Below are 25,855 nucleotides of genomic sequence, written 5' to 3' on the forward strand. Positions count from 1 at the left end.
GTGACTCCTCCTAGCTCGGTTGCGATCTCTCATCGTACTCGCCGCCGCCGGTCGCCGTTCGCGATCGGCGGCTGGGCAGGGCGGGCCAGAACGCGCAGCCCGCCGCGATGAGGGACGCCAGGGCGAGCCACGCGAGGCCGACCACGTCACCGACGACGACGACGCTCGAGCCGGGATTCCAGACGCCGAGGCCGACGACCGCGACGATGACCCCCACAGCGAACCCGGTGCTCATCCACCGGTCGACGAGGTACAGGCGCAGCCCGATGCCGAGGCACAGGATGCAGGCGAGGCCGAGCACGATGCCCACCCAGAGCGTCGTCTCGAAGAGCTCGACGCGGCCACGGTGGAGGAACGTCGTCACGGTGCCGACGATGAGGCCGAAAAGCGCGTAGAGCAGCGCCCCGAGGATGCGTTCCCCGGTTCGCTGCTCTGCGGCAGGCTGTTCGATGACTTCCGTCATACGACCTTACTGTTCACGTGTTGCCGTGCGAAGGCGCACGCGCAACTACTGCTTCTTGGCGCGCGACGTGGCACGCGCACGCGCGTTGCCGTCGAGGAGCAGCTTGCGGATGCGGATCTTCTCGGGCGTGACCTCGACGCACTCGTCCTCGCGGGCGAACTCGAGGCACTCCTCGAGCGTGAGCTGACGAGAAGGCGTCATCGACTCGAACGTGTCCGCGTTGGCGGAACGCATGTTCGTGAGCTTCTTCTCCTTCGTCACGTTGACGTCCATGTCGTCGGCGCGCGAGTTCTCGCCGATGACCATGCCCTCGTAGACCTCTTCGGTCGGCTGCACGAAGAACGACATGCGCTCCTGCAGTGCCTGCATCGCGAACGGCGTCGCGACTCCGGCGCGGTCGGCGACGATCGAACCCGAGATGCGGGTCGTGATCTGGCCGGCCCACGGCTCGTAGCCGTGCGAGATCGCGTTCGCGATACCGGTTCCACGCGTGCTCGTCATGAACTCGCTGCGGAAGCCGATGAGGCCTCGCGACGGGATGATGAACTCCATGCGGACCCAGCCCGTGCCGTGGTTCGACATCGACTCCATGCGGCCCTTGCGCGCGGCGAGAAGCTGCGTGATGGCACCGAGGTGCTCTTCCGGCGAGTCGATCGTGAGGTGCTCGTACGGCTCGTGCGTCTTGCCGTCGACGATCTTCGTGACCACCTGCGGCTTGCCGGCGGTGAGCTCGAAGCCCTCGCGGCGCATGTTCTCGATGAGGACGGAGAGCGCGAGCTCGCCACGACCCTGGACTTCCCAGGCGTCCGGGCGTCCGATGTCGAGAACGCGGATCGAGACGTTGCCGATGAGCTCGCGGTCGAGGCGGTCCTTGACCATGCGCGAGGTGAGCTTGTGGCCCTTGACCTTGCCCATGATGGGCGAGGTGTTCGTGCCGATCGTCATCGAGATGGCTGGCTCGTCGACCGTGATGCCGGGAAGCGGACGGATGTCCTCGGGGTCGGCGATCGTCTCGCCGATCATGATCTCGGGGATGCCGGCGACGGCGACGATGTCACCTGGGCCAGCGGAGTCGGTGGGGACGCGGTCGAGCGCCTTCGTCTCGAGCAGCTCCGTGATGCGCACGTTGTGCACCGAGCCGTCGTTCTTCACCCAGGCCACGTTCTGGCCCTTCTTGAGCGTGCCGTTGAAGACGCGCAGCAGCGCGAGACGACCGAGGAACGGGGAGCTGTCCAGGTTCGTCACGTGCGCCTGCAACGGCGCCTCTGGGTCGAAGGCCGGCGGCTGGATGTGCTTGAGGATCGTCTCGAAGAGCGGCTCGAGGTCGTCGTTGTCCGGCAGCTCTCCGTCGGCGGGCTGGTTGTGCGAAGCGGCACCAGCGCGGCCCGAGGCGTAGAGGACGGGCAGGTCGAGGAGCGCGTCGATGTCGAGATCGGGCGCCTCGTCGGCCATGTCGGAGGCGAGACCGAGGAGCAGGTCCTGGCTCTCGGCGACGACCTCGTCGATGCGCGCGTCCGGACGGTCGGTCTTGTTGACGCAGAGGATGACCGGGAGGTTCGCGGCGAGCGCCTTGCGGAGCACGAAGCGAGTCTGCGGGAGGGGGCCCTCGGAGGCGTCGACGAGCAGGACGACACCGTCGACCATGGACAGGCCGCGCTCGACCTCGCCGCCGAAGTCGGCGTGGCCGGGGGTGTCGATCACGTTGATCGTGATCGGCCCATCCGTGGCGTGCTTCCCCTTGTAGGAGATCGCCGTGTTCTTGGCGAGGATGGTGATGCCCTTTTCACGCTCGAGGTCGTTCGAGTCCATGACTCGGGCTTCGGTCGAGTTGCTGTCGTGCTCGCCAAACGAGCCCGTCTGCTTCAGCATGGCGTCGACGAGGGTCGTCTTGCCGTGGTCGACGTGCGCCACGATGGCGACGTTACGGAGTTCAGAACGGTGGGCGACAGGCACAGCAGTCATTCAGGGGTGCTTTCATTTGAGAAAAGGGCAGTTCATCCTACGTCACGGAGGACACGCCTCCCGACCAGCGTGAGATGGCCCCACGCTGGTCGAAGTTTCTACCGAGTCACTGGCCGGATTCGCGCTCCTCCGCCTCGGCCCGCAGGATGTCCTCCTGCTGTGCCGAAGGAGCATCGGAGGCCACGATGTCGTCGCCGAGGACCTCGGACGTGACCGCACCCTCGGTTGCGCGCTTGAGTGCGGCCCGCTCGGCTCGGCGGATCGCCTGCTCGTCGGGGTCCGGCACCGGCACGGCGGCGACGAGGCGCTGCGTGTACGGGTCCTGCGGCGCACGGAGGATCTGGTCCGTCGGCCCCTGCTCCACGATCTTGCCGTGGTTCATGACGATGACCCGGTTCGCCAGCTGGTCGACGACGGCCAGGTCGTGCGTCACGAACAAGACGGCGAACTGCAGCCGCTGCTGGATCTCCACGAGCAGCTCGAGCACGCGCTTCTGCACCGACACGTCCAAGGCGGAAGTGGGCTCGTCGGCGACGAGGAGCTTCGGTTCGAGCGCCAGGGCGCGGGCGATGCCGATGCGCTGACGCTGTCCGCCGGACAGCTCGTTCGGGTAGCGGTTGCGGAACGAGCGGGGAAGCTCGACCTGGTCGAGCAGCTCGCCGACTCGGGCCTCGATCTCCGCCTTCGTCAGCTTCTTCTCGAGGATGAGCGGCTCGGCGATCGACTGCCCGACTGGCCACCTCGGGTTGAGCGACGAGCCCGGGTCCTGGAAGACGATGCCGATATCGCGGCGCACCTTCGCGAGGTCGTGCCTCGAGACCCCGTTCAGCTCGACGCCGTTGAGCTTCATCGAGCCGGCGGCGACCGGCAGCAGTCCGACGACAGCGCGAGCGACCGTGGTCTTCCCCGATCCCGATTCTCCGACGACGCTCACGATCTCGCCTGGGTAGATCTCGAAGGTCGCGTCCTCGACAGCCTTGAAGGCGGGGACGCGGCCCTGCTTCGGGTACTCGATGTCGGCGTTCTGCACGACGAGCGCCGGCTCACCCGTGAACTCGCGCGCATCCAGTCCGCTCGCCTCTCCGGTCCCCAGGTGCGGAACCGCGTCGAGCAGCGTCTTGGTGTAGGCGTGCTGCGGGTTCTTGAAGATCTCCCGCACGGTGCCGCGCTCGACGATCTCGCCGCCCTTCATCACGATGACGTTGTCAGCGATATCGGCGACGACGCCCATGTCATGCGTGATGATCACGATCGCCGAGTTGAGACGCTCGTGCAGCGAGCGCATGAGCTCGAGGATCTCGGCCTGGATCGTCACGTCGAGGGCCGTCGTCGGCTCATCGGCGATGAGGAGGTCCGGGTCGCAGCTGAGCGATTGCGCGATCATGGCGCGCTGTCGCTGTCCGCCGGAGAGCTGGTGCGGGTACGAGTCGAACGCCTTCGACGGGTTGGGCATCTCGACGAGACGAAGGAGCTCGAGCGCACGCTCTCGGGCGGCGTTCGGCGTCATCGTGGGGTTGTGGATGCGCAGCGCCTCGGAGATCTGGAACCCGATGGTCAGCACCGGGTTGAGCGCCGTCATGGGCTCCTGGAAGATCACCGCGATGTCGTTGCCTCGAGCGCGGCGCAGCGTCGACTGCGGCGCCCCGATGAGCTCGGTGCCGTTGAGCTTCGCGCTGCCCGAGGTGCGCCCGTTCTTCGGGAGGAGGTCGAGGAGCGTCATGGACGACACGGACTTGCCGGAACCCGACTCGCCGACGATGGCGAGCACCTCGCCCGGCCGGACCACGTAGTTGATGTCCTTCGCGGCGGTGACCCAGTCGCCACCGACCCAGAACTCGACACTCAGATCCTGGACCTCGAGGATCGGCGTCGTGTCGTCTTTGCGTGAAGTCGAGCTCATGAGCGTGCCTCCCGGTGGGCTGCGGTTGCAGTGCGTGCTGTCTGGGGTGTGGGCCGTGCGGCCTCTGCGAGAATGGGCGGGTGTCCGAGCGAACCGTTCTCCGCCCCCGTATGGGTCTTGTCGTCTACGGCGTCATCGCCGCGATGGCGCTCGTCGCCGTCATCTCCGTGATGATCACTCCGGGAGCCGAGCGGCACCTGCTCTCGGTGCTGCCGCTGCCCATCCTGGCCCTCGGCCTCGGATGGATCACCCTGGTGAGCCCGAGTGTCGTCTTCACCGACGAGGCGCTCGAGGTGAACAACCCGCTCAAGAAGACGGTTGTGCCCTACGGGCAGATCGAGCTCGTCGAGACGACGCGCGGCTTCACCGTCACGACGCCGGAGGGCAAGGTCAGCGCGTGGGCCGCTCCCCCGCCCGACCGACTCAGCGCTGAGCGCATGGACCCGCGCGATCCGCTCCTCTGGAAGGACCCGCGCCGGCTCACGGACGAGTCCCAGAGCATCCGCACGAGCGCGGCTCCCGGAACCTACTCCGGCGACGCCGCCGTGAACCTCACGCATCGCAGGGCTCAGCAGCAGCGAGACGCCGGAACGCCGATCGGTCCGGTCGTGCGCACCCAGAACGTGGTGAACACGGTTGTGCTCATCACGACGGTGCTCGTGGTCGGCGCGCTCATCGCCATCTAGCCCGTCGAGGACCAGGCGAGGGGCGCGCTCTGCAACGAGGCGCGTCACGCATCCGCCTTGCTTGCGTCACCCGTGCTCGTGTCGCCCTTGGTGGGGCGTCCGTCGCGCGACGAGAGCGTGCGCCACATGCGCGACCAGGTGCCGTTGCCCGGGATCTTGCGCTGGCGCGGGTCGAACGCGTCGCGCAGGCCGTCGCCGATGAAGTTGATGCACAGCGCGATGGCGACGATGAAGGCACCTGGGAACCAGAACAGCCACGGGCGAGTGGCGAACGCACCCTGGTACTCCTGCACGATCTGACCGAGCGAGACGTCTGGCGGCTGGATGCCGAAGCCCAGGAACGACAGGTTGGCCTCGAGGATGATGGCCGCGCTCATGAGCAGGGTCGTGGAGACGATGACCACGCCGAGGGCGTTCGGCAGGATGTGTCGGAAGATGATGCGGCGACCTGATGCACCTGCGACGCGCGCCGCGTCGACGAACTCGCGCTCACGGAGCGTGAGGAACTCTCCGCGCACGAGGCGGGCAAGCGACATCCAGCCGACGAGACCGAGCACGACGGCGAGCGAGACGGCACCGTAGGCCCGGAGGACCTCGTTCTGGCCGGCGAGCTGGCCGAGGACGGCCGCGAAGACGAGCGTCGGGATGACGAGGAAGAGGTCGGTGACGCGCATGAGCACGTTGTCGACCCATCCGCGGTAGTAGCCCGCGATGCCGCCGACGATGATGCCGATGACCGCGGCGAGGATGCCGTAGATGAACATGACCGTGAGCGACTGCTGCGTTCCGCGCATGACGCGGGCGAAGATGTCGCGGCCGATCTCGTCCTGCCCGAACGGGTGCGAACCCCAGTCGAACAGGCTCACGAAGGTCGGGTTGCCGCCGTTCTCGATGGGGGCGATGGAGTTCCAGTCGTAGGCCCACCAGCCGGGGACCTGGATCTGCGTGAACTTGCCCTCGGAGAAGTCCCACCACGGCACGACGATGCCGACGGAGGTGAAGACGAGCAGCACGATGACCAGGAGGACGGCAGTCGAGACCATCGCCCCCGTGTGGCGCACGAAGCGGCGCCAGACGATCTGGCCCTGGCTCAGGCCGATGGTCTCTCGCTGCTCGATGGTCAGCTCGTCCCCGGGGCCGTGCGGCTGGGGTGAGGTGATCTCAGTGAAGTTCGGAGTCGTCATAGCTCAGCCCTCTCTCAGCTCAGGCGGATTCGCGGGTCGAGGACGGAGTACAGGATGTCGGCGATCAGGTTGAAGATCACCGTGAGGGCGGCAGTCACGAGGACGTAGCCCATGAGCGGATTGAGGTCGACGTTGCGCAGCGACTCGGAGAAGATCGAGCCCATCGCCCTCCAGCCGAAGATCTGCTCGGTCACGATCGCGCCGGAGATGATGGCTCCGACGTCGGCCGCGACGATCGTGGTGATCGGGATGAGCGAGTTTCGCAGTGCGTGGCGCATGACCACCGTGCGCTCCGGCAGGCCCTTCGCGCGAGCGGTCCGCACGTAGTCCTGGTTCATGATCTCGAGCAGGCTCGAGCGGGAGTACCGGCTGTAGCTCGCGATGGAGATAACCATGATCGCGATGGTCGGCAGCAGCAGGTGCGTGAAGCCGTCGAGCATCTGCAGCCAGATGGACGGGTCGGAGCCGAGCTGCGGGCTGGATGCGCCGACCGTCGCGATCGGTCGTCCGCCGGTCTGGTCGTAGTAGCCGGACCAGGTCTGCATGACGCGGTCGATGACGAGCAGCAGCGAGACGACGAAGCCGACGATCGCCGCGTTGCCTGCGACGTTGCGCTTGTCGAGGCCGCCGAAGAACTTGCCGACGAAGTAGGCGATGGCCGTGAAGGCGACGATGAGGACGATCGGGAACCAGGCGCCGATCTCGTTGGTCATCGCGAACTGCAGCGGGTACCATAGCGCTCCCCCGACGACTGCGACCGCGCCGGTGACGATGAGGTTGCGACGGTGGGAGAGGCCGACGGTCAGCGCCGCGGTGATGAGCACCGTCGCGAGGCCGAGGAAGATGATCAGCACCGTGCCGAGGCCCGGGTTGCGGAACCAGTCGAGCAGCTCCATCCCGAAGAGGATCGCGATGCTGCCAGCGGTGCCGGCGCCGAACACGATGGCTCGCGTCTTTGCGGGCCCTCCGATGATCGACATGAAGATGAAGCCGATGACCACGCCGATCAGCAGCAGCATCGGTATCGGTATCTGAGGCTCCTGCAGGAAGTCGTTGAAGCCGATGGCCATGTACTGCTTGAGAAGCACGGCGACGAAGAAGATCGGCAGCGAGTACGTGAGGAACGACAGGAACGTCACCGTGTAGTCGTAGCCAGAGTACTGGCGCAGGGCGGTCGTCACGCCGACGGCGACGCCGATCACGACGGCGATGAGCGTCGCGGCGGTGACGAGCTGCAGGGTCTGGCCGACCGCGGAGGCGATGAGCGGTCCCACGTCCTGGCCGACGATGTTGACGCCCATGGAGAAGTTGTTGCCGAGGAAGCCGAACAGCCCGTTCGGGTCATTGAAGGTCGGGATGAAGAACCCGAGGATGCCGCCGAGCCAGATGAAGAATCGGGCCGGGGCGGGCACATCCAGTTGCAGGAGCTCCACGCGCGCGGCGATGAGCTGCTCCTTGTTGGGAGCCGTGGACTCCAAGATGTCCGCGAGCGGGTCCTTCGAGATCGCGACGAGGTTGTACACGATGAAGAGCGCGCCAAGCAGGATGAAGATCGACACGAAGAGGCGTCGGAGGGTGAATCTCAGCACAGAGGTGTCCTGTTCTGGAGGAGGCATTCGGCCGGGGTGTGGCCGCGAACAGACGAGGCGGGAGTCCCGCAGTCGAGAAGACTACGGTACTCCCGCCGTCGCTTGGTCTGACCGCGCGGCGGTCAGCGCGTCGAGAGATCGACGCTGGTGTGACTACTCAGCGGCTTCCACGGGCGCCCACTCCCAGGCGTTCCAGAAGTACTGCGGGGAGAGGAATCCGGGCTTGACGTTCGCGACCTGGTCGCTCCAGGCGACCACGCCGGGGAACTGGAAGATCGGCACGGACCAGGACTTGTCCATGATGATCTTCTCGGCGTCGACGAGCTTGCCCTGAGCCTCAGCTGGGTCGAGGGTGACTTCGACGTCCTTGAGGATCTGGTCGAGCTCGGGGTCGCTCCAGCCGTAGTAGTTGTTGATGCCGCCCGTGATGTAGTTCGGGGACGGCTCGCCGACACCGAGACCCTCGGACTGCCATCCGAAGAGGGCCGCGTCGTAGGCGTCGGTCTGCGTCGTGAGCACGGTGGACCAGTCCTCGGCGCTCGCGTCGACGATCGTGAAGCCGGCCTTCTCAGCCGATGCCTTGATGAGCTGCAGCTCCTGCTGGCGGCGCGGGTTCGACGATGCCGTCATGAAACGGACGGACGGGTTGGCCTCGCCGGCCTGCGCGAGGAGGCCCTTGGCCTCTTCGATGGCCGCGTCGTCGCCCGAGTAGCGGTCGACGCCGCTGGCGTCGACGGATTCCTCGTAGCCGTCGGCTCCGGGGAGGAACACGAGCGAGTCGCGGGTGGTCGCATCCGGTGCGATCGGCGTGATGAGCTTCTCGACGATCTCCTGGCGCGGGATCGTGAGCAGGAAGGCCTCGCGGATCTGCTGAGCCTTGGCCTCGTCGCCGCCGTAGGTTGCGGGGTCGAAGACGCCGCCGTTGGCGACCTGGAGGTCGACGTGCTCGTAGGTGCCCTCGAGCGAGGACTCCCATTCGATGCCCTCGGTGGCCTCGAGCTGCTGCAGGAGGTCGGTCGTCGGCTGGCCGGAAACGATCTGGACTTCACCGTTCTGGAGCGCCTGCACCTGTGCCTGCGGGTCCGGGATGAAGCGGATCGTGATGGTCTCGTAGTGCGGCAGCGGGCCCCACGTGTAGTCCTCGCGGGCCGTGAGCGTCACGTACTGGTTCTCGACGAGATCAGTGATCGTGTACGGGCCGTTGGAGAGCGTCTTCTGCGGCTCCTCGGGCATCGAGGTGTAGTCGTAGCCCGTGCGGTACTCGGACGCGACCTTGCCGAGGAAGGCGGTGTCGTTGTCGTTGACGGCCGCGATGAAGGCATCCTTGGCGGCCTGTGCGTCGTCGTACTCGCCCGGGTAGGCGAGCTGGACGGTGCCGTGTGCCGAGATCGCCGTCGTGTCCGGCGCGAACATGGTCTTCCAGTCCGCGTACGGCTGGTCGTAGACGACCGTGAACGACTTGTTGTCGTCTGCCAGCGTCGGAACCGCGGATGCGAGATCGAGCTGCAGGCCGGGAGCCGGGTCGGTTCCCCAGTAGACACCGGCGTCTGCGGCCGCGTCGATCGCGTCCTGGTTGGTGACGTTGCCCTCGTCGTCGTACTCGGCCTCTGGGACCTCGCCGGCGGAGCGGTGCGTCGTGTTCGCAGCCCAGGTGAGGAGCAGGTCGGCGCCGTCGAACGGCGTTCCGTCGCTCCAGGTCACCGCGTCGTTGACCGTGTACTTGATGGTGAGCGGGTCGCTCGAAACCTCTTCGACGCTGCCGAACTCGGTGTTCTCCACGAGCTCAGGGGTTGGGTCGTAGTCGATGAAGCCGTCCGACGTGACGTGGACGATGTTGGCGTTCGCCGCGGCGTTGTTGGCCGAGGTGTTGACGTTGAACGCGAAGAACGGGTCGTTCCAGGCAACCGTGATGGCGGAGCCACCGACGATCTCCGGATCGCGGTTCGGGGCGGAGCAGCCAGCGAGCACCAACGCGCTTGTGGCGACGATGGCTCCCGTGGCGATAACTCGTGATGTCCTCATAGGACCTCCTTGGGGAAAACATGGGGCTGTGAGCGTCGAAGATCCACGGACTCTGTGAATTCTCGACAAATACCCGTTGAACCTACGCCCCCGCGCGCGCGCCCTCTTGCCAATTCAGAAGATTGTTACGCACACGAAACGGGTCTTGTTCATCTCACACAAGCCCGTCGGCGTTCGTAGACTGCCGACATGTCACATTCGCGCATTGACGTCACGGTCAGTGAAGGTCCCTCACCCCTGGACCGTTCCGCGCGCATCCGCACGCGCTGGGAGATCTGGATAGTCCTCGCGCTGGCGATCCTCCCGTCCAGCCTCTACGCCATCATCTCGCTCACCGAGCGGGCCACCCGCGACACGGCCCTCGCCGACCAGACCACCACGCTGAATGCCTCCCGCGACGCCAGACCGCTCTTCGACGCGCTCCTGCAGCTCATGAGCGTCGCAACCGACCTCGTCCCCGTGGCGCTCGTGATCTGGCTGCTCTGGACGCCGACGGTCTCCGGCTTCCGGAGGCTCGGCCTGGATGCGCGCCAGCCGGCCCGGGACGTGGGCCAGGGACTCCTGCTCGCCGCCTGCGTCGGCATCCCCGGCATCTTGTTCTACCTGGCGACGCGGGCCCTCGGCCTCACGCTCTCCGTTGAGGCGAGCGCCCAGGAGATCACCTGGTGGACCGTGATCCTGCTGCTGCTGGCCGCGCTCAGAGCGGCACTGCTGGAGGAGGTCGTCGTCGTCGGCTACCTCGTGACGAGACTGCGTGAGCTCGGGTGGGCGACGTGGCAGATCATCGTCGCCTCGTCACTGCTGCGCGGTTCCTACCACCTGTACCAGGGGCCGGGGATGGCCCTCGGGAACGTGGCCATGGGCGTGCTGTTCTCGTGGTGGTTCCTGCGCAGGGGACGCGTGGGCGGGCTCGTGGTCGCCCATTTCATCCTCGATGCCGTCTCGTTCCTCGGCTACCCCCTGGCTGCGGCAATCCTCCCCCAGCTCTTCACCTGAGCCCGCGGTCGAAGCGGTTCGCGGGTATCCCCTGCACCCCCCTCATCACGGCGTGAGGGTCATCACTGCATGAGGTTGACGTAGCGGAACGTCTGCTCCCCGTACTCCCAGACGACGTCGAACTTCTTCTTGGGCACGTCGAAGACGAGGTAGCCGGACTCCGCGCCGACCCCGTACTCGCGCTGCTCCACCGAGCCCTCCATGCAGTCCTCGGCGATGGCACCGCCGAGGCGCGACTCGGAGTTCTTCTCGAAGAGCTGCAGCTCGTTCAACCCGAAGACGGGGCCGTAGCCCGCGCCGTCACGCTCTGCCCCCAACGCGCCGTAGCCTTCGACCTGCAGCTGGATGGCCACGTAGCTCCCCTTCGCCTTCGGCGCGCCCTCAGCGAGGCACTTCACGCCGAAGACGACCCCCGTGACCGTGAAACGCCCGACGGGCTCTCCACTCGCTCCGAGAACCGTCGCCCACTGCCCGCGGGTGAAGCGCAGCTCGCCGTCGACCGGCTTGGGGTTCTCGTTCTCGGCGACGCGGGGGGCCGCCACGACCTGGACGTTCACGGGGCTTGAGGTCGCCGTCGGAACAGGCGTCGCCCCCGGAGTCGCGATCACGTCGGCCGCCTCAGCCGGGCCAGGAGAGGGCGCAGGCCACGCTGGCGAGCAGGCCGAGAGCAGCAGAAGGAGCACGAGCGCGCCGACCAGGGGAACGCCCCGGCCCCGCCGGGACCACCACCGGTCGACACGCCTTGTGGACATCACTCAGATCTTGCCGAGGAGGCCGCGATCCTCGCTGCAAGCGGCGAGGCGAGCAGCTCCTCGAGCAGCACCAGACGACCACTCGCATCTGTCATCGGGACGCGCCAGTTCGGGTACTCGTCAGCTGTGCCCGGCTGGTTCACGCCGCGGCGGTCACCGGCCAGATCGGAGACCCCGACGCCGAAGAGCTGGGCCGAAGAAGCCGCCAGGTATTCGTGGAGCGCGACGACGAGGTCCTCGTTGGAGGGATCCTCCCCCACCAGACCTGATGCCCGGAGCTGGTCCACGACCTTCGAGATCGTCTCGGTCTCCTCGGCCCGCGCATCCTCGACGGAGCCCTCGAGGAGGCCGAGACGCTCGCGAACGTCGAGGTGCTCGAGGGCCAGGAACCCGGCCGTCGGCGGAAGATCATGCGTTGTGACCGTCGCCAGGCAGGCGCGCCGGTAGTCTTCCGCGGCGAGTGGGACACCATTCTCATCCCATTCGAACCAGAGCACCGAGGCGCCGAGCATGCCCCGCTCAGCCAGCGCATCCCGAGCCTCGGGCGGCACCGTACCGAGGTCCTCGCCGATCACGACGGCGCCGGCGCGCTCGGCCTCGAGCGCGAGGATGCCGAGCATGGCCTCCGCGTCGGTGCGCACGAAGCAGCCGTCCTTCGCGGTGTTCCCCTCCGGGATCCACCAGAGGCGGAAGAAGCCCAGGATGTGGTCGATGCGGACGGCGCCCGAGTTGCGGAACACGGCGCGGAGCATGTCCCGGTACGGCGCGTAGCCGAGCTCGGCGAGCATGTCGGGGCGCCACGGCGGCTGGGACCAGTTCTGACCGAACTGGTTGTACTGGTCAGCAGGGACCCCGACCGTCACGCCACGGGCCATCGCCGCGCCGAACGACCAGGCGTCAGCTCCGCCTGCGTGCACGCCGACGGGGAGGTCGTGCACGACCCCCAGCGACATGCCGGCGGCCCTGGCCTCGGACTGCACCCGCCTCGCCTGGACTTCGAGGAGGCACTGGAGCCACACGTGGAACTCGGTGTCCTCGGCGTGCGCGATGGCGAACGGGAGCACCTCGGCGCCGCTGGCCGTCGCGAGCTCGCCCGGCCACTCGCGGGAGTCGCGGCCGTGCACTCTCGAGATGGCGCAGAAGACGCCGAACCGCTCGAGCGGCTCTCCCGAGGCTCGTCGGAAGTCCTCGAACTCATCATCGACCACGTTCGCCGACCGCCAGGCCTCGAACAGCGCGCGCAGGGCGGGTTCCTTCAGCGCCCAGGCCTCGTCGCGGTCGATCGTGTCGACGCCGTTCCCGACGATCGCCGCGGCTGCGAGCCCCGAGAGGAGCTCGATCGTCGAGGCCGAGAGCGGCGCGCGCTCCCCGACGAAGACGGCCGCCCAATCGATGTTGAGGATGAGGGGGTCGACGAACTGCCTCGAGGTCGGCAGGTACGGGGAAGGCTCGAGCGGTGACACCGGGGGGTTCGCGTTCAACGGGTTGACGAGCACGAAGTCGGCATCGCGCTCGGCTCCCCAGGCGGTCAGCACCGAGAGATCGCGGAGGTCGCCGATGCCCCAGGACGTCGAGGAGCGCAGCTGGTACAGCTGCGTGAAGAGTCCCCACGAGCGCTGCTCGGGCCATGGCGTGGTCGTCGGCACGACGATGAGCGTGCCAGACTCCGCCGGTTCCACGGCGGCAGCTCCCTCGCCGACGCTGGCGGAGATCGAGTGCCAACCCGTCGGCAGGTCGGTCGGCACGGCGAACGTGGCTCGCCCGACGAGCGCGCCGTCGATGCTGCGCGGGTCGACCCAGTTGTCGACCTGCTCGAGCTGGCGGACGGTGCCATCCTCGAGCCGCACCTCTGCGGTGACGGCGCTGCCGTGTGGCACGTGGATGAAGACGCTCGCGGAGCTCCCTGCTCGCACGGTCGTGCAGGCGGGCACCGTGCGCCGCCAGGGACGCTCCTCGAAGGCGACGGTCGATGCGGTCACCTCGTCATCGGTGTTCGCCGACAGCCCGAGCGCATCGAGCACCGCCGCCAACGTCTCCGGCGACACCTGCTCCTTCTCGCCCCGCCAGCCCCAGTACTCGACTTCCAGGCCGGCGTTCGCCGCGAGCTCGCGAATCGCCTCGATGTTGGTGATGCTCACGAGTATTCGACCTCAGTTTCGGTGACGGTGACGGTGCGCGGGGAGAGGGCCTGGTTGGCTGGTCCGGAGACGGGCTCGCCGGTCCTCGTGTCGTAGTGGCTCGAATGGCATGGACAGATGATGTGCTCCGCGGTGACCTGCGAGACCGGGCATCCCTGATGCGTGCAGATCGAGCTGAATGCGAAGAACTCGCCAGCCGCCGGCTGCGTGATGACGGTCTCGGTGGCTGCGACGATGGCCCCACCGCCCACGGGCACCTCGCTGAGCGGGATTGATCCGCTTGCCGCCGCATCGGCTTCTGCAGCGGAACCGCCGGCACCTTCGCCGTCTGGTCCTCCGCAGGCCGCGAGCAACGCCGCCGTCGCGATTCCACCGCCGACCGCCGCACTTCCCCGTATGACCCCGCGTCGTGAAGGATCCTGTCGTTCGCTCACGGCTCCAGGCTAGTCGGCGACCGCCTGGGGCGAGCTGCGGCGCGCGCTGTCGGCGCACGGAGCAGGGGCTGCACGCGACGCTACTCCTCGAGCTCGGTCCCCATGAGCTCTGGAAGGGTGAATGCCGCCGCGGCCGCGAGGAGGAAGGCCGCCGAGAAGACGCTGAAGACGAGCACGCCTCCGCCGGCGGCCAGCATGACCGGGACAAGCAGCGGCGCGATGATCGATGCGATTCTGCCGAAGCCGGCCGCTGCCCCGGTTCCGGATGCCCGCAACCTGGTCGGGTAGAGCTCGGGGCCGATCGCGTACAGGGCACCCCAGGCGCCGAGGTTGAAGAACGACAGGCACATTCCTGCGGCCAGGATGGTGCCTTCCGTGGTCGCGAAGCCGAACCAGAAGGCGGCACCCGCCGAACCGAGCAGGAAGATCGCCAGCGTCGCCCTCCTGCCGATCCGCTCGATGAGGAAGGCGGCTACGACGTAGCCAGGCAGCTGCGCGAGCGTGATAATCAGCGTGAACTCGAACGACTTCACGAGCGTGAACCCCTGGCCGACCAGCAGGCTCGGGATCCAGATGAACGCGCCGTAGTAGCTGAGGTTGATGCAGAACCACACCGCCCAGAGCGCCGCCGTCCTGCGGCGCAGCGCCGGAGCCCACAGGTCGCGCCACCGGGCCGGCCGCGCGCCGGACGCCGCACTCGCGCGCTCAGCGGCCTGCGCGCGGTCCGTGGCCTCGACGGCCGACGTTCCCGGCGCATCCACCCCCGCCGACTCCTCGAACTGTCGAACGGCGCGTTCGGCCTCGCCGTACCGGCCCTTGCTCTCGAGGAAGCGCACCGACTCCGGCAGCCCGAAGCGCACGACGACCGCGTAGATCGCGGGCAGCAGGCCCGTCAGCAGCGCCCAGCGCCAGCCGTCGTCGGACAACGGGATGATGAAGGCGCCGATGAGCGCCGCGCCGATCCACCCCACGGCCCAGAAGGCCTCGAGCAGCACGACGACTCGACCGCGAATGCGCTTCGGCGCGTACTCGCTCACGAGTGTGGACGCGACGGGGAGCTCGGCTCCGAGGCCGAGGCCGACGACGAAGCGGAGCACGATGAGCGCCGCCACTGACGCCGCGAGCGCCGAGGCTCCCGTCGCGAGGCCGTAGATGAGCAGCGTGGCGGCGAAGACCTGACGCCGCCCGAGCTTGTCGGCGAGCAGACCGCCGAGGCTCGCCCCGATCGCCATCCCGACGAATCCGATGGACGCGATGAACGAGAGCGTCGTGGCGTCGAGACTCCATTGCACCGCGAGCGCGGCCATGACGAACGAGATGAGGCTCACGTCCATGGCATCGAGGGCCCAGCCGATGCCGGAGCCGAAGAGCAGCTTCCGGTGCCTGCCCGTGAACGGGAGCCGGTCGAGGCGCTGGTTGCGCGTGAGGGGTACCTGCGGTGCTGCGGCGGCGGGGCTGTCTGCCGGGCGAGGCTCGGTCATGTGCGTATCCAAGGGTGCTGGAGTGGAGTGGACGCCTAACCGTGCCAGACGGGAATCGGCTCCACCAGTCCCTGTGCCGCAATCGGCAATGGAGCCAGGTGGAGCCGTGGTGCCGAGAGCTCACGCTGGGCGTTCGCCTGTGGGGTTGGCGCCGGCTGGCTACGCCTCAGGCGCGGCCATGTGGAAGACCTCCCACAGGTGCCCGTCGAGGTCATCGAAGGCGGCGCCGTACATGCCGAACTCGTTGGCTTCCGCGGGACGGTGGATCTTCGCACCACCCGCCTCGGCCTTCGACGTGATCTCGTCGACCTCCGCGTCGCTGCCGAGGAGCAGGGCTGTTGTGCTCTCGTGACGGTTGCCACCGAGGATCGCCTCTGCCCCCTCGGGGAGGAAGCCATGGAAGCGTTCCGTCTGCAGCAGCATGATCGCCACGTGCTCGTTCACGACGATGCAGCTCGTGCTGTCATCGGAGAACATCGGATTCACGGTGAAGCCGAGGCTCAGGTAGAAGTCGGTCGCAGCCTTGACATCGGCAACAGGGAAGTTCGGGAAGACCATGGACGCAACCATGAGCGGCTCCTTTGCACGTAGATCATGTGATGACGGGATCTTGTGATGGCGCGGTCCTCGTCGTCTCATGATTCTAGAAGGTGAACGCAGGTTTTCGGGCGCTGCGGTGGCCGATTTCGTGGATCAGCTATCCGCGTCTGCCCCCGCTGCTGACGGACGCAGGATCTCGGCCGCGGTCGCCAGGTGCTCGGCCAGCTTCTCCGGCTCCATCCGGTCGAGGAGCGCGACGGTCATCTGGGTGCGCGGGTTCCGCGCGAACACCGCACGATGGTCGTCCACGAAGGCCCAGTAGAGGGCGTCCCACCGAGCGGTCCAGTCGCCAGCGGGCAGGTCGGACATCTTGCGCAGGTAGTTGCTGCTGGAGACGTACGGCTTGGTCGTGATGTCCGCGCCCGCCGCGAACTGGCTCATCGCGTAGACGTTCGGCACCATCACCCAGTCGTAGGCATCGACGAACAGCTCCATGAACCAGCGGTAGACCTCGTCGGGGTGGATACGCAGCAGCGACATTGCGTTGCCGAGCACCATGAGCCGCTCGATGTGGTGGGCGTAGCCGGTCTCGAGGACACGGGAGATGACGAGGTCAACCGGCTCGAGTCCGGTCGTGCCCCGCCACCAGCCGGGCGCCAGGCGCCCATGATGGTCCAGCGCGTTCGAGGTCCGCAGCTCCCGCCCGCGGACCTGGTAGGTGGCCCGCATGTACTCGCGCCACCCGATGACCTGGCGAACGAAGCCCTCGAGGGAGGCGAGAGGCGTCTCCGCGTCGGCCGCATCCAGCGCGGCTCGGACAACCTGCCTCGGGTCCAGCAGGCCGATGTTCAGCGCCGGGGTCAGGAGCCCATGGTTGAGGAACGGATGCTCGCTCGAGATCGCATCCTCGTAGGGCCCGAAGTCGCGAAGCCGCTCCCGGACGAACTCCGCCAGGTGGCGTCGGGCCTCGTCGGCGTCCGTCGGCCACGCGAACGTCGTGGGGTCACCTGGGGCATCCGGGAACTCGCTGGCGACCCACTCGATGGCATCCTCGACATCGGCGTTCCTGGGCTCGGCGCTCCCTGCCGCCGACTCCTCCCCCAGGAGCGCGTCGAGGTCGAACGTCCCCTCCCGCTGCAGCACGGGGTGCCCCTCGAAGCGTGCGACCTTCGGTGGCGCGTACCCGCGGGGCAGCTTCTTGCGGTTCTCGGCGTCGAACGACCACCGCCCGCCGAGGGGCTCACCGTCTTCGTCGAGCAGGAGTCCGAGTCGCCGGCGCTGCCAGATGTAGAAGGCGTGCATTCGAGCATCGTTGCCGGAGAACCACGTGTCGATCTCGGCTCGCCCCGTGAGGAAGTTGGGCGACTCGAGCTCATCGTCGCCGCTCCACGTGTAGCCACCCGCTTCGAGCGCGCCGAGGAGGTCACGCTCGAGCCAGTCGTCGACCACGTCGAACCACGTGACCCGGCGGGGCGCCTCTCGGCGGATGAGCTCGGCCAGCTGCAGCCTGGATGGCAGCTCCTTCCTGCTCTCGAGGTACTCGACGGCGAAGCCGCGACCGATGAGCCTCTTCGCGAACCGCGCAAGGGAGGCCCGGTGGAGAACCAGCTTGTGCGCGTGGAATCGGTACTGGCGGAAGAGGAGCTCGTGCTCGATCAGCACGAAGCGGGTGCCGGACGGTGCAGCGAGATGCTCCTCGAACAGCTGGTGCGGGAACACCAGCCGCAGGCTGCCGCGCTTCCTGGCCGGATCAGGCAAGGGACTCGGCGACTGCCGCTGCCGCTCGCTGGCCGGCGACGAGTGCCCCTTGGATCGACCCCGTCTCGCGGTGGTCCCCTGTCACGACGACCCGCTCGCCCAGGAGCTGTGGCCCGCGGTCCCGCAGGGGTGGCAGCTGGACCGGAAGCGTGTGCGGGATGACGTGGTGCGTGATCACCTCCCAGTCGGCGGTGGAGGTCTTGTACAGGCGTGCGAGATCGCGGCGCACCTCTGCCTCGCTCGCCAGACCGTCCAGGCGATCGAGCAGGGTCGTCGCCTGCACGAGGTGCGCTCCTGCTGGGGCGTATGAGCGCGCGACCTCCGAGATGACGGCGGTGTTCCAGATGGGCCCCGCGGGTCCCCCGCCGGCTCGCGAGGCGTCGAGCAGCAGGAAGGGGCCGGTTCGCGGCTCACCCGTGGCGCGGAACCACCAGGTCGTCAGCCCGTGGGTCTCCGGTGCCTCTTGGCCTGTCACCGCGGGCAGTTCGTCGGGCGCCACCGCGACGATCGCGGCGCGAGCCAGGATGGTGCCGCGGTCCGTGGTCACCCTCACCCCGCCAGACGTCTCCTCGACGTCGCGCGCCGCGGTGCCGAGCCGCACGGGTTCGTGGAGCCCCGCGGCGATCTGTGCCGGCAGCGCGCGCATGCCGTCCTTGGGGAGTCCCGGTGCGCCGAGGGCGAAGTATCGAACCAGTTGCTTGACGTATGCGGCAGACGAGGTGCCGCTGCTGTCGGCGAGCACACCGGCGAGGAAGGTGTCGAGCAGGTCGGTGCGGAGGCGGCCGGTGAGCCCCGCATCGTCGAACGAGGCGCGGAGCTCCTGGTCGGCGCCTGCCTGCTCCGAGTCGGGTCTCATCAGCGTCGGGCCGAGCCACCGGGCAAGCGCGACGAGATCGGAGAGCGGGGTGTGCGCGCTCAGCAGGGTGGGCAGCGCGTGCTGAGGGTGGCGGATCGGATGCGCGAGCGTCGTCGTCTTCTCGCCTGACCGCACGATCGCCCCGACGCCGAAGCTCTGCAGGTCGAGCGCCCCCAGGTCGACGCACTCCCTGAGCGCCGGGTAGGCGGGGTTGAGCACCTGGAAGCCTCGGTCGCAGAGGAACCCGTCGATGGCCTCGGTGCGGACTCGTCCGCCGACCTCTTCGTGCGTCTCCAGGACGACCACGCTCTGTCCACGAGACTCGAGGCTGTGCGCTGCCCGAAGGCCGGCGAGTCCGGCTCCGATGATGACGACGTCCGTGTCCATAAAGCTCCGTTCGATGGCGTAGTGCGCCATTGTCCGGGAGCAACCCGGGCCGCCCCTGAGCGCTTCAAGTACTTCAGGCACTTCAGGCGGTTCGGGTTCCGTCAGGACTTCTGGCGCCTGCTGGACGAGAATGGCGGCATGGATGGAGCTGACCCGCACGCGGAACGCCTGGAGGCCCTGCGGTTACTCGCTGCGGGGCGCGTCGCGAGCACTGATGCCGCCCTCGAGACGCTGGTGCATGATCGTGCGTCACTCAACGATGACGACGAGCACGACCCCGATGGGGCGCCCCTCTCGGCGGAGTGGTCGAGGCTCGCGGGTCAGTCCGACGCCGCGAAGTCGGAGCTCCGGCAGATCGAAGCAGCGGCGCTGCGCCTGGACGCGGGCAGCTACGGTGTGTGCGTGACGTGCGGCAGGCGAATCCCGGACCAGCGCCTGCGCGTGCGCCCGTTCGCCGAGCAGTGCGTCGCCTGCGCGGAGCGGTCGCTCCCGCGTCGCTGACCGGGTCAGTAGGCGCTTCCGCGCTCAGTCCACCAGAGCCTGCATGGCTGCGTCGAGCCGCGGCGAACGCCCAGACAGGCTGGAAGAACCTGGGCTTCGCCCTCGCCGGCATCAGCGGCGTTCAGGAAGATCTCGCAGTCGCAGTAGGCGCCCATGCGGCCGAGTCGCTCGAGCAGAGCGGTTGCCCGCGGCGCCTGGCGCTCCTGGTACCACTTCGAGAAGCGATGCGTTCCATCGCAGCCGAACTCGTCCAGCTGGTCGGCGACGTAGCAGAGCACGCACTCCCCTGTTCTCGGCGCAAGGAGCTCACCGGCGAGGCTCCGCACGAAGGACTCGGCTTCTCTGTCAATTCGTTGATCTGTCATGCCGACAGTTTGGACCGGACCACCGACATTCCGACGGGCCATGGGCGGGGGTGGTGTGCGGGACGGCGCTCAGGACTCCCGAGACGAGAGGACGCAGAATTCGTTGCCCTCTGGGTCGCGCAGCACGACCCACGTCGTGTCCTCCCCCTGCCCCACGTCAGCTCGGCTGGCCCCGCGGGCGAGCAGTGCGTCGACATGCGCCACCTGGCTTTCGTGCAACGGGGCGGCGAGGTCGATGTGCAGCCGGTTCTTCACGGTCCGCTCGTCCGCGACCGGCACGAAGACGAGTCCGGGCCCGACCTGCTCGAACGGTACCCCCGGGCTGTCCTCGTCGAGCCACTTGGGGATGATCGCTGCCTCGTTCTCATCCTCGAAGCTCACCTGCCAGTCGAGCGTCTCCGCCCACCAGGCCGCGAGCGCGCGATGGTCGTGCGCGTCGACGACGGTCGAATACCAGCGAAGTCCCATGCGTGCCTCCTCAGACCTGCCCATCACGACCAGCCCATCCTGCTGGCCGGAGCTGGGTGCGAGCGGAATGCCGCGGGTCCTCGATGGCGAGTCCGAGCAGTTTCAGAGAAGCACGGAGCCCCGATGGGTCGTACGTTGGTTCTGAACCACCGGTCAGGAACACGGAGAAGGAGCTCGCTATGGCGGAGAAGACGGCTGGACTGTCGAAGGACGAGCGGGACGCGGTCAAACAGCGCGCCGCAGAGCTGCGCGCTGAGCAGAAGGCCGGGAAGAACCGCGCCGCTGGCGACGCCGCCATTCAGAAGGCCATCTCAGAGATGACGGACGAGGATCGAGTGCTCGCCGAGGGCGTCGACCGCATCGTCAAGGAGGTCGCCCCGCAGCTCATGCCGAAGACCTGGTACGGGTTCCCCGCCTACACCGACGCCGACGGCAAGGTCGTCGTGTTCTTCAAGGCGGCATCGAAGTTCACGACGAGGTACGCGACGCTCGGGTTCGAGGAGGCAGCGAGGCTCGACGACGGCGACCTCTGGGTCACGTCGTTCGCGCTCATCAGCCTCACCCCTGAGACGGAGGAGACCATCGCGGACCACGTCCGCAAAGCCGCCGGCTGAGCTGAGCCCCGCGAGGAGAATCGACCGGCAGACTGCTGTCGGCCTGGTGCGGTCAGCGCTGGGCCGACCTCCGGTAGCGGATGTGCGTCGACAGGGGCGAGTGCAGCACCTCGACGGGCTCGTAGTCGAACGCCTCGACGCCGTCGAACATCCGCTCGCCGGAGCCGAGCAGCACGGGCGCAACGTCGAGCGTGAGCTCGTCGACAACCCCCGCGTTGAGCGCCTGTCGAACGGTGGAAGCGCCGCCGGCGATGTCGACGCCCTTGCCACCGGCGGCCTCGACGGCCCTGGCGTAGGCCGCGTCGAAGCCGCCCGTGACGAAGTGGAAGCTCGTGCCGCCCTGCATCTCAATGGGGTCGCGTGCGTGGTGCGTGAGCACGAAGACCGGCGCGTGATACGGCGGCTCGTCACCCCACCACCCGCGCCAATCCTCATCCCACTCGCCGCGAACGGGACCGAACATGTTCCGCCCCATCACGTAGGCGCCGCGAGGTCGCATGAGCCAGCCGGTCGCGACCTCGTCGGCGTCGGTCGCCCGTGGGTCGCCGATGTGCCAGCCGTGCAGCTCGTGCCCTCTTCGGCCGAGCGGATGCTCCGCGCTCTGCTCGGGACCCGCGACGAAGCCGTCCAGGGAGATGGACATGTGGCAGGTGGTGTCGGACATCGGGAGTCCTTCCGTCGACGTGAGATCGGCCCGTGACCGCGACCCTACTCCCGGTCTCCTCGCCCTGTCACTCCCGGGAGCCCGCCGCGGCGATCAGCGTGTGCAGCGTGCTGCTGAGCAGCTCACCGTGCCGCTCGTCGAGCGTCTCGCCGGCCCGCAGGAGGCCGATGACGTACAGTCCGCTGATCGCTTCGGCACGCACGCGCTCGTCGCGCACCTGCCCAAGCGAGCGCACCGCGTCGCTCGACACGTTCATGACGAGCCTCGGCCGCGTGGGCGGCGACGCCGGTGCGCTGAGGAGGTCCGCCCACGGGTCCGCTTCCGCGTCGGCATCTGCCGGCTGGCCCCGGTACTGCTCGCTCGGTGCAGCGACGAACAGGGACGGGGTGGATGCCGGGGCGAACTCCCGCAGGTCGAGATCGACCCCGAGCCGGTCGAGGACGATGCGCGCCTGCGGCTCGAATCCTCGAGCCGCAGCGTCATCGTCACGCGGCTCCGGCAGCTCGTCGAGGAACGAGTGCGGGTCGAATGCCCGAACGCGCGCCGCGTGCCCACGACGCTCGCGCACCTTGCGCAGGATCTCGCTCCCGTACACGTAGGAGCCGTTCACCAGCAGCGCCTTCCTCGCGCGGAGCAGCGGCGCGAACGCCGTGAAGTCGGTCATCGAGGCGGTGTACTGCACGTCGTCCGAGATGCGCAGGATCTGGGCGAGGGTCATCGTGCCCTCGCTGGTCTGCCAGGGCACGTGGCCGATCACGAGGTCGAGCATGTCGTCGTCCCCCGCCGCCATCGCGAGGATGCCCTTCGCGTGCACCTCCATGAATCGGTCGAAGCCGACGGGATCGCGCAGCGCGAAGTGCTCGATGCCCTGCCGGAGCTGCGTCCCGATCTGCGCCTTCACCTCGCCGATCGCCGACGAGTCCTGGAGGGACTCGCGGGACGCGGTCAGGGGCAGGTCGCCGCCCTCGACGGCGAGCCGCACGAAGTAGGCCCAGTTCGGAGCGAGCTGCACGTTGTCGTCGGCGACGAACATGCCGTGCGAGTAGACCGTGTCGCCGTGTCGGTTCCCGACCCGCCCCGGGCTGTCCGAGATGAAGGCGACGCCGACCACACCCGCGGTCGGGACGTCGACGGGGAGCACTGCGAGGGGCGTGAACCCGAGCTCACGGCGACACCACTCGGCTGCCTCGAAATCGGAGCTCCGCCACGGTGGCGTCCTGGTGCTGACGAGCTCCGCCGGCTGCCGGGGAGTCGTTCGCAACGAGATCGGGAGCTCAAGCAGGCTGGCGAAGCGCTCGGCGAGCAGATGCACCCGCACCGGGTCGACCCATTCTCGGTCGTCGGCGCGAGCTTGTACTCGCACCTCAGTGCCCGCGTCCGGCAACGGGGTCTCCGCGGGTGTGATCGTGAACGTGCCGTCCGAGCTCCCAACCCAGCTCATCGTCGGTGCGTCCGCCGAGCGCGCGCTGCGCGAGCGCACCTCGATGCGATCCGCGATGAGGAAGCAGGAGAGGAGGCCGATGCCGAACTGCCCGAGGTACTGTCGGCGCACTCTGGTGAAGTCGCTGCGCTTGCTCGACGCGCCGATGGTAGCGAGCACCGACCGCATCTCCTCCTCGGTCAGCCCGATGCCATGGTCGCGGACCAGCACGGCCCCGCCGTCCTCGACCTCGACCGCGATCTCCTGGGGCGCGGTCGGATCGAGCTCGCTCCTGGCGACGACCGCGTCCCTGGCGTTCTGGATGAGCTCGCGGAGGTACACGCGCGGACTCGAGTACAGGTGATGGGACAGGATGTCGACGATGCCGCGCAGGTCGACGCGGAAGCTCTCGCCACTCATGCGGTCACCCCGAAGGAGGCGTTGCCAGGGAACCATCTGTCGCGCACCCAGGTGCTCCACCGGTCATCGCCGTTTCGCGCGTCCAGCCGGCGGGTGATGTCGGCGGCGCGCGCACGGAGGTCCGGCCCGCGAGGGTCGTCGGGGGCCGTGGCGAGCAGGGCGCTGCCGCACGCGGCGAAGATCATCAGGTCGCTCGGCGACTCGTCGACGTCCGCGAGCAGCGCGTCGATGAGCGGCCCAAGCTCGGTGCCGGGTGCGGCTATCCCCTCGAGCAGCACCCATCCGGGCAGCGGACCGAACGCGTCCACGTCGCCGTCGACACTCTCGAGGATGCGGGCCAGCTCGGCCGAGGCGGCAGCCCTGTCCCCTGACCGAGCGTCCAGCCAGCACAGCCAGGCCGTCGCGGCGCGCACCTGCTCAGCATCGCCGTCCGCGAGGATCCTTCTCGCGGTGGCCGCCGCGAACGCAGGTGCCGCGAACGCGGTGAGGCGAACGACTTCGAGGTCGACCGTGACGCGATCGAGCAGCTTGCCCTCCGCTTCGAGCTGGGGTCCGAGCTGCGAGAGGGCGGCGCGCAGCGACGCCGTGTCGCCGCGGTGAGCCGCCACTTCCGCGCGCGCGAGCGTGAGGTGGGCGGTGGGTCCCCCGGTGACCGCTCGGAGGCGCACCTCCGCCTCGATGAGCTCCTCGATCTCCGGCCACGTGACCTCGGGCGCGGCGACGGCCTGGTCGACGGTCACGGCGAAGAAGCGCTCGCCGATGGCCGCGATGGAGTCCTCGATCGCGTCCGAGTCGTTCCGAAGCTCCACCTGAGCCGCGCGGAAGTCGCGCACGAGCGTCGCGATATCGCCCTGCTGACCAGCGCGCAGGCCATGCAGCAGCGGCACGCAGTACCGAGTGGTGGCGCACTTCAGCTGCTCTGAGCGTGCGGAGAGCGAGGCCGCGAGGGCGTCGGCATCCTCGGATGTCTCGGCGGAGAGAAGGTCCATGGTGGCGCCGAGGTGCGCGACGTAGCGGTGCTTGATGGAGATGGGCGGCTCCTCCATGCTGACCGAGGCGGTGCGCGGCAGCCAGCCGGACGCGAGGATCGTCTCCGCTCGCTCTTCCACGTCACCCCAGACGTCCTCGTCGTCGACCACCTCCGGTCGTGTCGGTGCGGGCAGGCCGGCCCACCAGAACTCGTCGAGCTCCCGCGAGTGCACGTCGGTTCCGCCGCGTCGGTCGAGCGAGGCGGCAGCCTCCACGGCGAGCGCTCGCAGCAGCCCGCCCTCGTCCCCGATCGGATCGGCGAGGATGCTGTTGCGCGCCGTGGCGGCGGTGGCCTCCCAGTCGCTCCCCTCGAGGTGCAGGTTGCGGAGGGTGTGGTCGACGGCCTCGAGCGCGGCCTCCGGACGCTCCTCGAGGACTGGGATGAGGAACTCCGCGACCCCGTCTCGCGCGAGTCGGGAGGCCCCGATCCCGGCGAGGAGCTGGTCGGCGATGAGGTTCGCATCGCTTCGACGGCCGGCGCGCACGTAGAAGAAGGCGAGGAGGATGAGGAGGGGCGTGGCGTTCTCCGCGTCGGAGCGCGTGGCGTCGAGCTGGCCCGGGTCGATCTCGAGCATCCGCAGCCGCTGCTCGAGCGTCTCCGTCGCGCGCGGCAGATCGAAGCGTGCGACGAGCGGCAGCTCCATCTGGATGACGCCGGAGTCGTCCGGCCGCCACTCGACGCTGTTCTCGGATCGCCACCGTTGGATCCAGTCGAACGTCGCCTCGGCGTCTCCCCTGGCCGCGGAGACCACGGCTCGCGCCACGTAGACGCCCACGATGTCGGCACCGCGCTGTCGTATCTGCTGCTCGACGAGGTCGATGGCGCGGGTGATCTGCTCGAGCGGCACCGTCGGGTCGTCGACGAGCCTCATGCTCGCGGTCGCGATGGAATTGAGCATGCGCCCGACGTTCTCGGGCGCGATGAGGTCGCCGTGGCGGTGGATGACCTGCATGAGCCGCACGTACGCATCGAGCGCTGGGACTGCGAGTCCCGCCTTGACGAGGGTCGTGTACTGGCCGAAGCGGGCGCTCGCGATGAGGTGGGGGAACTCCGCGCGTTCGCAGTCCTCGATGAACTCATCCCAGATCTCGAGCTTGCCCTCGTCCTCGGGAAGATCCCAGATCGCGGAGCTGCGTTCGAACAGGGCTTGGATGCGTTCGTGCTGCTCGGGGTCGAGCGTGGCGATCTCTGAGTACGCGATCATCTGGGCCTCCAGGCTGCGGTC

At 68.3% G+C, this 25,855-nt stretch carries 22 protein-coding genes; 4 read left to right on the forward strand and 18 right to left on the reverse strand.

Annotated elements, in window-relative coordinates; translation table 11 throughout:
* Window positions 1-10 precede the first annotated feature (10 nt).
* From ITJ67_RS13655 to ITJ67_RS13665, 3 genes are all read right to left on the reverse strand, one after another.
* Window positions 11-463, reverse strand: coding sequence for a hypothetical protein (locus tag ITJ67_RS13655; protein WP_160072342.1), 453 nt, complete (start codon window positions 461-463; stop codon window positions 11-13).
* Between the two features lie 45 nt (window positions 464-508).
* Window positions 509-2,425 (reverse strand): translational GTPase TypA, encoded by a 1,917-nt coding sequence (gene typA / locus ITJ67_RS13660; RefSeq protein WP_160072344.1) that lies wholly within the window; start codon window positions 2,423-2,425, stop codon window positions 509-511.
* Between the two features lie 106 nt (window positions 2,426-2,531).
* Window positions 2,532-4,325 (reverse strand): ABC transporter ATP-binding protein, encoded by a 1,794-nt coding sequence (locus ITJ67_RS13665; protein WP_160072346.1) that lies wholly within the window; start codon window positions 4,323-4,325, stop codon window positions 2,532-2,534.
* An 80-nt stretch (window positions 4,326-4,405) separates the two neighbouring features.
* Here ITJ67_RS13665 and ITJ67_RS13670 point away from each other — a divergent pair, with 80 nt between their 5' ends.
* Window positions 4,406-5,011, forward strand: coding sequence for a hypothetical protein (locus tag ITJ67_RS13670; protein ID WP_146080229.1), 606 nt, complete (start codon window positions 4,406-4,408; stop codon window positions 5,009-5,011).
* A 44-nt stretch (window positions 5,012-5,055) separates the two neighbouring features.
* Here the strand turns inward: ITJ67_RS13670 and ITJ67_RS13675 are convergent, their stop codons facing one another.
* From ITJ67_RS13675 to ITJ67_RS13685, 3 genes are all read right to left on the reverse strand, one after another.
* The gene (locus ITJ67_RS13675) at window positions 5,056-6,195 is read right to left on the reverse strand and encodes an ABC transporter permease (protein ID WP_104331556.1); all 1,140 of its coding nucleotides are present in this window, start codon (window positions 6,193-6,195) and stop codon (window positions 5,056-5,058) included.
* Between the two features lie 14 nt (window positions 6,196-6,209).
* Entirely contained in the window at window positions 6,210-7,784 is a 1,575-nt protein-coding gene (locus tag ITJ67_RS13680; RefSeq protein ID WP_160072348.1) for an ABC transporter permease, read from the reverse strand.
* 153 nt (window positions 7,785-7,937) lie between these two features.
* On the reverse strand, window positions 7,938-9,806 hold the full coding sequence (locus tag ITJ67_RS13685) for an ABC transporter family substrate-binding protein (RefSeq protein ID WP_194678009.1): 1,869 nt from the start codon (window positions 9,804-9,806) through the stop codon (window positions 7,938-7,940).
* Between the two features lie 189 nt (window positions 9,807-9,995).
* Between ITJ67_RS13685 and ITJ67_RS13690 the strand changes: the two genes are divergently transcribed.
* Window positions 9,996-10,802: a CPBP family intramembrane glutamic endopeptidase gene (locus ITJ67_RS13690; RefSeq protein ID WP_160072352.1), complete on the forward strand. Its 807-nt coding sequence runs from the start codon at window positions 9,996-9,998 to the stop codon at window positions 10,800-10,802.
* A gap of 62 nt (window positions 10,803-10,864) precedes the next feature.
* Here ITJ67_RS13690 and ITJ67_RS13695 read toward each other — a convergent pair whose 3' ends face one another.
* From ITJ67_RS13695 to ITJ67_RS13725, 7 genes are all read right to left on the reverse strand, one after another.
* Window positions 10,865-11,410 carry a hypothetical protein gene (locus tag ITJ67_RS13695; protein ID WP_160072354.1) on the reverse strand — a complete coding sequence of 182 codons (546 nt, stop codon included), beginning with the start codon at window positions 11,408-11,410 and terminating at the stop codon, window positions 10,865-10,867.
* A 143-nt stretch (window positions 11,411-11,553) separates the two neighbouring features.
* On the reverse strand, window positions 11,554-13,692 hold the full coding sequence (gene malQ / locus ITJ67_RS13700; protein ID WP_194678010.1) for a 4-alpha-glucanotransferase: 2,139 nt from the start codon (window positions 13,690-13,692) through the stop codon (window positions 11,554-11,556).
* On the reverse strand, window positions 13,689-14,126 hold the full coding sequence (locus ITJ67_RS13705; protein ID WP_160072358.1) for a Rieske (2Fe-2S) protein: 438 nt from the start codon (window positions 14,124-14,126) through the stop codon (window positions 13,689-13,691). Before ITJ67_RS13705 ends, malQ begins: the two co-directional genes overlap by 4 nt.
* 80 nt (window positions 14,127-14,206) lie before the next feature.
* A complete protein-coding gene (locus ITJ67_RS13710; protein WP_194678011.1) occupies window positions 14,207-15,607 on the reverse strand; it encodes an MFS transporter in 1,401 nt (466 codons plus the stop codon).
* A gap of 159 nt (window positions 15,608-15,766) precedes the next feature.
* Window positions 15,767-16,177 (reverse strand): VOC family protein, encoded by a 411-nt coding sequence (locus tag ITJ67_RS13715; RefSeq protein WP_194678012.1) that lies wholly within the window; start codon window positions 16,175-16,177, stop codon window positions 15,767-15,769.
* Between the two features lie 123 nt (window positions 16,178-16,300).
* On the reverse strand, window positions 16,301-17,866 hold the full coding sequence (locus ITJ67_RS13720; RefSeq protein WP_323741466.1) for a cryptochrome/photolyase family protein: 1,566 nt from the start codon (window positions 17,864-17,866) through the stop codon (window positions 16,301-16,303).
* 31 nt (window positions 17,867-17,897) lie between these two features.
* Window positions 17,898-19,148: an NAD(P)/FAD-dependent oxidoreductase gene (locus tag ITJ67_RS13725; protein WP_194678014.1), complete on the reverse strand. Its 1,251-nt coding sequence runs from the start codon at window positions 19,146-19,148 to the stop codon at window positions 17,898-17,900.
* 138 nt (window positions 19,149-19,286) lie between these two features.
* Between ITJ67_RS13725 and ITJ67_RS13730 the strand changes: the two genes are divergently transcribed.
* The gene (locus ITJ67_RS13730; RefSeq protein ID WP_194678015.1) at window positions 19,287-19,649 is read left to right on the forward strand and encodes a TraR/DksA family transcriptional regulator; all 363 of its coding nucleotides are present in this window, start codon (window positions 19,287-19,289) and stop codon (window positions 19,647-19,649) included.
* 5 nt (window positions 19,650-19,654) lie between these two features.
* Here ITJ67_RS13730 and ITJ67_RS13735 read toward each other — a convergent pair whose 3' ends face one another.
* The gene (locus ITJ67_RS13735; RefSeq protein ID WP_194678016.1) at window positions 19,655-20,014 is read right to left on the reverse strand and encodes a DUF2695 domain-containing protein; all 360 of its coding nucleotides are present in this window, start codon (window positions 20,012-20,014) and stop codon (window positions 19,655-19,657) included.
* A gap of 69 nt (window positions 20,015-20,083) precedes the next feature.
* A complete protein-coding gene (locus tag ITJ67_RS13740) occupies window positions 20,084-20,482 on the reverse strand; it encodes a VOC family protein (RefSeq protein WP_160072371.1) in 399 nt (132 codons plus the stop codon).
* A 179-nt stretch (window positions 20,483-20,661) separates the two neighbouring features.
* Between ITJ67_RS13740 and ITJ67_RS13745 the strand changes: the two genes are divergently transcribed.
* The gene (locus ITJ67_RS13745; RefSeq protein ID WP_194678017.1) at window positions 20,662-21,096 is read left to right on the forward strand and encodes a hypothetical protein; all 435 of its coding nucleotides are present in this window, start codon (window positions 20,662-20,664) and stop codon (window positions 21,094-21,096) included.
* A gap of 52 nt (window positions 21,097-21,148) precedes the next feature.
* Here the strand turns inward: ITJ67_RS13745 and ITJ67_RS13750 are convergent, their stop codons facing one another.
* From ITJ67_RS13750 to ITJ67_RS13760, 3 genes are all read right to left on the reverse strand, one after another.
* The gene (locus ITJ67_RS13750) at window positions 21,149-21,760 is read right to left on the reverse strand and encodes a dihydrofolate reductase family protein (protein WP_160072375.1); all 612 of its coding nucleotides are present in this window, start codon (window positions 21,758-21,760) and stop codon (window positions 21,149-21,151) included.
* A gap of 67 nt (window positions 21,761-21,827) precedes the next feature.
* On the reverse strand, window positions 21,828-23,600 hold the full coding sequence (locus tag ITJ67_RS13755) for an HSP90 family protein (RefSeq protein ID WP_194678018.1): 1,773 nt from the start codon (window positions 23,598-23,600) through the stop codon (window positions 21,828-21,830).
* A complete protein-coding gene (locus tag ITJ67_RS13760) occupies window positions 23,597-25,834 on the reverse strand; it encodes a hypothetical protein (RefSeq protein WP_194678019.1) in 2,238 nt (745 codons plus the stop codon). The genes ITJ67_RS13755 and ITJ67_RS13760 overlap by 4 nt, the downstream gene beginning before the upstream one ends.
* Window positions 25,835-25,855: the final 21 nt, after the last annotated feature.

Origin of the sequence: Pseudoclavibacter sp. VKM Ac-2867 (genome assembly GCF_015351275.1) — a bacterium.
Classification (GTDB): Bacteria; Actinomycetota; Actinomycetes; order Actinomycetales; family Microbacteriaceae; genus Pseudoclavibacter.

Bases quoted from the DNA above. Each gene is read 5' to 3' on its own strand.
- ITJ67_RS13685 (WP_194678009.1), bottom strand. From the start codon at position 9,806: ATGAGGACATCACGAGTTATCGCCACGGGAGCCATCGTCGCCACAAGC.
- ITJ67_RS13710 (WP_194678011.1), bottom strand. From the start codon at position 15,607: ATGACCGAGCCTCGCCCGGCAGACAGCCCCGCCGCCGCAGCACCGCAG.
- ITJ67_RS13730 (WP_194678015.1), top strand. From the start codon at position 19,287: ATGGATGGAGCTGACCCGCACGCGGAACGCCTGGAGGCCCTGCGGTTA.
- ITJ67_RS13755 (WP_194678018.1), bottom strand. From the start codon at position 23,600: ATGAGTGGCGAGAGCTTCCGCGTCGACCTGCGCGGCATCGTCGACATC.
- ITJ67_RS13750 (WP_160072375.1), bottom strand. From the start codon at position 21,760: ATGTCCGACACCACCTGCCACATGTCCATCTCCCTGGACGGCTTCGTC.
- ITJ67_RS13760 (WP_194678019.1), bottom strand. From the start codon at position 25,834: ATGATCGCGTACTCAGAGATCGCCACGCTCGACCCCGAGCAGCACGAA.
- ITJ67_RS13655 (WP_160072342.1), bottom strand. From the start codon at position 463: ATGACGGAAGTCATCGAACAGCCTGCCGCAGAGCAGCGAACCGGGGAA.
- ITJ67_RS13665 (WP_160072346.1), bottom strand. From the start codon at position 4,325: ATGAGCTCGACTTCACGCAAAGACGACACGACGCCGATCCTCGAGGTC.
- ITJ67_RS13715 (WP_194678012.1), bottom strand. From the start codon at position 16,177: ATGGTTGCGTCCATGGTCTTCCCGAACTTCCCTGTTGCCGATGTCAAG.
- ITJ67_RS13675 (WP_104331556.1), bottom strand. From the start codon at position 6,195: ATGACGACTCCGAACTTCACTGAGATCACCTCACCCCAGCCGCACGGC.
- ITJ67_RS13735 (WP_194678016.1), bottom strand. From the start codon at position 20,014: ATGACAGATCAACGAATTGACAGAGAAGCCGAGTCCTTCGTGCGGAGC.
- ITJ67_RS13690 (WP_160072352.1), top strand. From the start codon at position 9,996: ATGTCACATTCGCGCATTGACGTCACGGTCAGTGAAGGTCCCTCACCC.
- ITJ67_RS13745 (WP_194678017.1), top strand. From the start codon at position 20,662: ATGGCGGAGAAGACGGCTGGACTGTCGAAGGACGAGCGGGACGCGGTC.
- typA (WP_160072344.1), bottom strand. From the start codon at position 2,425: ATGACTGCTGTGCCTGTCGCCCACCGTTCTGAACTCCGTAACGTCGCC.
- ITJ67_RS13725 (WP_194678014.1), bottom strand. From the start codon at position 19,148: ATGGACACGGACGTCGTCATCATCGGAGCCGGACTCGCCGGCCTTCGG.
- ITJ67_RS13740 (WP_160072371.1), bottom strand. From the start codon at position 20,482: ATGGGACTTCGCTGGTATTCGACCGTCGTCGACGCGCACGACCATCGC.